This window comes from Streptomyces sp. WAC06614, assembly GCF_003949795.1.
Taxonomy (GTDB): Bacteria; Actinomycetota; Actinomycetes; order Streptomycetales; family Streptomycetaceae; genus Streptomyces.
Map to the genome: position 1 here is coordinate 1 of NZ_RPRY01000420.1, position 5,075 is coordinate 5,075.

Annotated in this window: 5 protein-coding genes and 1 pseudogene; all 6 read right to left on the reverse strand. The window is 74.9% G+C overall.

Translation table 11 applies throughout. The features are described from left to right. Positions 1 to 56: 56 nt before the first annotated feature. Positions 57 to 683 (reverse strand): annotated as a pseudogene (locus tag EF918_RS32190) (ATP-binding protein); the annotation flags it as partial. A 106-nt stretch (positions 684 to 789) separates the two neighbouring features. After that, entirely contained in the window at positions 790 to 1,194 is a 405-nt protein-coding gene (locus tag EF918_RS32195) for an ACT domain-containing protein (protein ID WP_125652447.1), read from the reverse strand. 112 nt (positions 1,195 to 1,306) lie between these two features. Beyond that, positions 1,307 to 1,549 (reverse strand): DUF397 domain-containing protein, encoded by a 243-nt coding sequence (locus EF918_RS32200; RefSeq protein ID WP_125652450.1) that lies wholly within the window; start codon positions 1,547 to 1,549, stop codon positions 1,307 to 1,309. A gap of 203 nt (positions 1,550 to 1,752) precedes the next feature. Further along, positions 1,753 to 2,928, reverse strand: a complete 1,176-nt coding sequence (locus tag EF918_RS32205) for a thiolase domain-containing protein (protein ID WP_125652448.1) — start codon at positions 2,926 to 2,928, stop codon at positions 1,753 to 1,755. Then, a complete protein-coding gene (locus EF918_RS32210) occupies positions 2,925 to 3,989 on the reverse strand; it encodes a thiolase domain-containing protein (RefSeq protein ID WP_125652449.1) in 1,065 nt (354 codons plus the stop codon). The genes EF918_RS32205 and EF918_RS32210 overlap by 4 nt, the downstream gene beginning before the upstream one ends. Beyond that, a complete protein-coding gene (locus EF918_RS32215; RefSeq protein ID WP_185922019.1) occupies positions 3,989 to 5,026 on the reverse strand; it encodes a Zn-ribbon domain-containing OB-fold protein in 1,038 nt (345 codons plus the stop codon). Before EF918_RS32215 ends, EF918_RS32210 begins: the two co-directional genes overlap by 1 nt. Positions 5,027 to 5,075: the final 49 nt, after the last annotated feature.

Here is a 5,075-nt window from a genome sequence, read left to right on the forward strand (position 1 = left end):
CTCGCCGCCTACGCCCCGCGCACCGAACACCTGCCGCTGCTCCTCGTCGTGGCCTACCGGCCCGGCAGCGTACGGAACGCCTCGGCGTCGGCGGGGAGTTCGTCGGGCCGGTAGGCCACGACGAGGAGCAGCGGCAGGTGTTCGGTGCGCGGGGCGTAGGCGGCGAGCCAGCCGAGGGACTCGGCGTCGGCCCAGTGGGCGTCGTCGAGGAGGAGGACCAGCGGGGCGCGCTGGACGACGAGGTGGGTGAGCACCCAGTCGAGGCCGTCGCGCAGGCCCTGCGGGTCGGGTGCGGCACCGGCGACCGGGGCGCACAGGCCCAGGGCCGGCCCGACGATGGCGTACCAACTGCCGAGCGCGGCGCGCAGTTCGTCCTCGGTGCCGCCGGCGACGAGCTCCGGCTGGAGAAGCTGGCGGGCCACGTGGAAGGGCTGGTGCTGTTCCTGCTCGCCGCCGCGGGCGCTCAGGACGGTGCAGCCGGCGGCGTGGGCGCGGCGGCGGACCTCGGCGAGCAGGGTGGTCTTGCCGAGTCCGGCGGGGCCGGAGAGGGCGAGCACGCCGCCGCCGGTGTCGCCCTGGTGCGGGGCGGCGCCGGTGAGCCGGGCCAGGGCCTCGTCGACACTGGCGATCTCGACTTCACGTTCGAACAGATTGCGCCGTGTCCGGGTCCGGCGTTCCGTCATGGCTCGTACCCTCCACACCGGTTCGGGAAAACAGCGTACGCTCGCGTACGCGCGCGCGTACCCCGATGATCGGATCTTCCCTCCGCGGCCCCCGTACGTGGTACGGCTACGCGGACCGGGCGGCCAGGGCCTCCAGCAGGGCGACGGCCTCGGCGGCCCGGTCCTCGGGCACGAACAGGTGGTCGTGGTGGAAGCCGGCGATCACGTTGCAACTCAGCCCGTGCGCCGCGAGTTCGGCCGCGAAGGCGCCGGTCAGGCCGACGGCGTCGAGCGCGGAGTGGACGCGCAGGGTGATCCAGCCGGCGACGTGGTCGTAGGGCAGGCCGGCCGCGTCGGCGGCGTCCCGGGGCAGGACGAGGGTGATCCCCTCGGCCTCCAGGACGGTGGCGACGGGGTGCAGCCCGGCCGGGACGGCGGTGGCGCCGGGCACGGTGCAGAAGACGAACCGTCCCTCGTGCAACTCCGGCCGCATCCCGCTCAGCAGGGTCCGCAGGTCGCGCTCTCCGCTCATGCGGACAGGCTACCCTTCCGCCGGATTCGACCGGTTCACGGCCCCGGGGGAATCCACGGTCCCGGCCGGTCCACGCCCCGCCGCCCTGGCCGGAACCGTCCGCCCTGTGCGGCTACGTCAGGTCGAACTCGCCCCCGCTGGCGCCCAGGACGAAGCGGCGCCACTCGTCCGGCGCGAAGATCAGGGAGGGGCTCTCCGGCCGGCTGCCGTTGCGCATCGCGATGAAACCCTCCACGAAGGCGATCTCGACGTCACCCGCCCCCTTGCTGCTCGACTGCCAGTCCGCGTCACTGAGGTCCAGCTCGGGCTTGTGCCAGCCTCCGGCGGAACGGCCCCCCACGGACTGGGCGGTCATGCTCTCGGCCACGTGCGTGCTCCTCCCGGTCGTCGTCCGGGGGCCAGGTTAACCATGCCCCCGGACCACCGACAGGCCCTCTTTCGGGCCCCTCGGCCGGAACGGCCGGAACGGCCGGGGCGGCCAGGACCGGGGGACGGCCGGGGCGGCCAGGACCGGGGGACGGCCGGGGCGGCCAGGACCAGGGGGGCGGCCGGGCCGGCTCAGGTGCTCGGCGGCCGGCTGCCCACCAGCCACATGGCGAAGAACTGCGCGCCACCGCCGTACGCGTGGCCGAGCGCCCGCCGGGCCCCGGGCACCTGGTGCTCGCCGGCCCCGCCGCGGACCTGCAGCGCGGCCTCCGCGAAGCGGATCATGCCGGAGGCGCCGATGGGGTTGGTGGACAGCACCCCGCCGGAGGGGTTCACCGGGAGGTCGCCGTCGAGTTCGGTCACCCCGGCCTCGGTGAGCTTCCAGCCCTCGCCCTCCTCGGCGAAGCCGAGGTTCTCCAGCCACATCGGCTCGTACCAGGAGAACGGCACGTAGATCTCGACGGCGTCGATCTGCCGGCGCGGATCGGTGATCCCGGCCTGCCGGTAGACGTCGGCCGCGCAGTCCTTGCCCGCCTGCGGGGAGACGAAGTCCTTGCCCGCGAAGAGCGTGGGCTCGCTGCGCATCGCCCCGCCGTGCACCCAGGCCGGCGGCCGCGGCGAACGGGCCGCGCCGGCCCGGTCGGTGAGGACCATGGCGCACGCGCCGTCCGAGGACGGGCAGGTCTCGGAGTACCGGATGGGGTCCCAGAGCATCGGGGAGGACTGGACCTTCTCCAGGGTGAGGTCGTGCTCGTGGAGGTGTGCGTAGGGGTTCTTCAGGGCGTTGCGGCGGTCCTTGAACGCGACCAGCGAGCCGACCGTGTCCGGTGCGCCGGTGCGCCGGATGTACGCGCGCACGTGCGGGGCGAAGAACCCGCCGGCGCCCGCCAGCAGCGGCTGCTGGAACGGGACGGGCAGGGACAGGCCCCACATGGCGTTGGACTCGGACTGCTTCTCGAAGGCGAGGGTGAGCACGGTCCGGTGCACCCGGGCGGCGACCAGGTTGCTCGCGACCAGCGCGGTCGAGCCGCCGACCGAACCGGCGGTGTGCACGCGCAGCATGGGCTTGCCGACCGCGCCGAGGGCGTCGGCGAGGTAGAGCTCCGGCATCATCACGCCCTCGAAGAAGTCGGGGGCCTTGCCGATGACGACGGCGTCGACGTCGGACCAGGTCAGTTCGGCGTCGGCGAGCGCGCGCGCCGCCGCCTCGCGCACCAGCCCGGCGAGGGACACGTCGTGGCGGGCGGCGACGTGCTTGGTCTGGCCGATCCCGACGACGGCCACGGGCTCCTTGTGCGTCCTGCTCATCGGGGGTCTCCTTCCAGGACGGCCACCAGGTTCTGCTGGAGGCAGGGGCCGGAGGTGGCGTGGGCGAGGGCCCGGTCGGACGCGCCCCGGTGGATCCGGGCGGCGGCCTCGCCGATCCGGATCAGGCCGGCCGCCATCATGGGGTTGGCGGCGAGCGCACCGCCGGACGGGTTGACGCGCACGCCGTCGTCCAGGCCCAGGGCCCGGCGCAGCACCACCTCCTGGGAGCTGAACGGGGCGTGCAGCTCGGCCGTGTCCACGGCCCGGTCGAAGGCTCCGGCGCGTTCGGCGGCCAGCCGGGTGGACGGGGAGTCGGTGAGGTCCCGTACGCCCAGGCTGTGGGCCTCGATGCGGTGGTCGATGCCGGTGATCCAGGCCGGGCGGGCGCACAGCCGGCGGGCGGTGTCCCCGGCGGCGAGGACCACCGCGGCGGCCCCGTCGCCGATGGGCGGGCAGTCCCCGGTGCGCAGCGGCCGCACCTGGTAGTCGCCCTGCGGGACGGCGCCGCGCAGTTGGGCGTGCGGGTGGTCCTCGGCGGCGGCCCGGCTGCGGGCGCCGATCGCGGCGAGGGCGGCCTCGTCGGTCGCGCCGGCGTCGACGAGCGCCTGCGCCTGCAGGGCGGCCAGGGCGACGGAGTCGGGCCACAGCGGGGCGACGTAGTACGGGTCGAGCTGCCGGGTCAGCACGTCGCGGACGGAGCCCGGGGAGGACTTGCCGTACGCGTACACGAGCGCGGTGTCGGCCTCGCCGGTACGGATCTTGACCCAGGCCTCGTACAGCGCCCAGGCGCCGTCCATCTCGACGTGGGACTCGGAGATGGGGGGCCAGGCGCCCACCCCGTCGAGGGTCATGGTGAAGGAGAAGGCGCGCCCGGCGAGGTAGTCGCTGGAACCGGAGCAGGTGAAGCCGATCTCGCCGGCGGTCAGGCCGGTGTCGGCGAGCACCCGGTGCAGCACCGGCATGAGCAGTTCGACCTCGCTGAGCTCGTCCGTGCGGCGACGGTGGTCGCTCTGCGCGAAGGCCACCACCGCGACGTCGCGCGCGTCCCTGCCGTGTGCCATCAGAGCAGCTCCTTGTACGTGTCGTACGGGGCGTCGGGTTCGCCGGTGGGGCGGTAGTGGTCGGGGTGGCGGCCGCCCTCGGTCCACACCGGTTCCACCCGCAGGCCCATGCGGACCTGGTCGTACGGGATCCCGCCGATCCGGCCGTGCAGGGCGAGGTCGGCGCCGTCGAGGGCGATGTGGGCGTAGACGTAGGGCACTTCGATGTCGAGGTTCTTGGCCTTGATGTTGACGATGCAGAAGGTGGTGACGGTGCCGGCCGGGCCGACCTCGACCTGCTCGGTGGTGGCCACCCCGCAGGTGGGGCAGGCGCCGCGCGGGGGCACGTACACCTTGTGGCAGGAGGGGCAGCGCTCGCCGACGGTCCGGTGCTCGGCGAGGGCGTCGAGATACGCGGTCTGGGCGCGGCCGGGGCTGTAGGTGTAGTCGAGGCGGGCCCGGGCGACGATGCCGGTGACGGGGTCGGTGAAGGCGCCGTCGTGCGGGGCGGGCGCGGGCGCGGAGGCGGCGACGGGCCGGCGCCGGCCCCCGTCCTCGCCTCGGCCCGCGCGCCGGCCCCCGTCCTCGCCCTGGTCCTCGCCCTGGTCCTCGTAGGGCTCGAAGCAGGCGATGTCGGTGATGGCCCCGGTGCGTTCCTCGGCCCAGCGCACGCGCACCCGCATGCCGGTGGTGACGGCGTCGGGGCCGGGGGCGTCGAGGGCGTGCAGCAGGGCGGTGTCGGCGCCGTCGAGGCGGACCAGGGCCCAGGCGAAGGGGGTGTCCAGCGGCTGCTGGGGGCGGGGGTGGTCGTTCCAGGCCCAGGTGGTGACGGTGCCGGTGGGGGCGACCTCGACCAGCTCGCGCAGCTCCTCGGCGGTCACCGGGTCGTACTCGACGGGCGGGACCATGACCCGGCCGTCACCGGTGCGCACGCCCAGGACGACGCGTTCGCGCAGGCCGGTGAGGAAGGCGCTCTGCACGGGTCCGAGGGAGCGGGTGAAGGGGAACTCGACGACGAGCGGTGCGCGCAGCACCTCGGGCACGGGCGCGGCTGACATGGGCGGCTCTCCGGATTCTGGCGCGGCTGGCGGACGGGCGGGCCGGGCG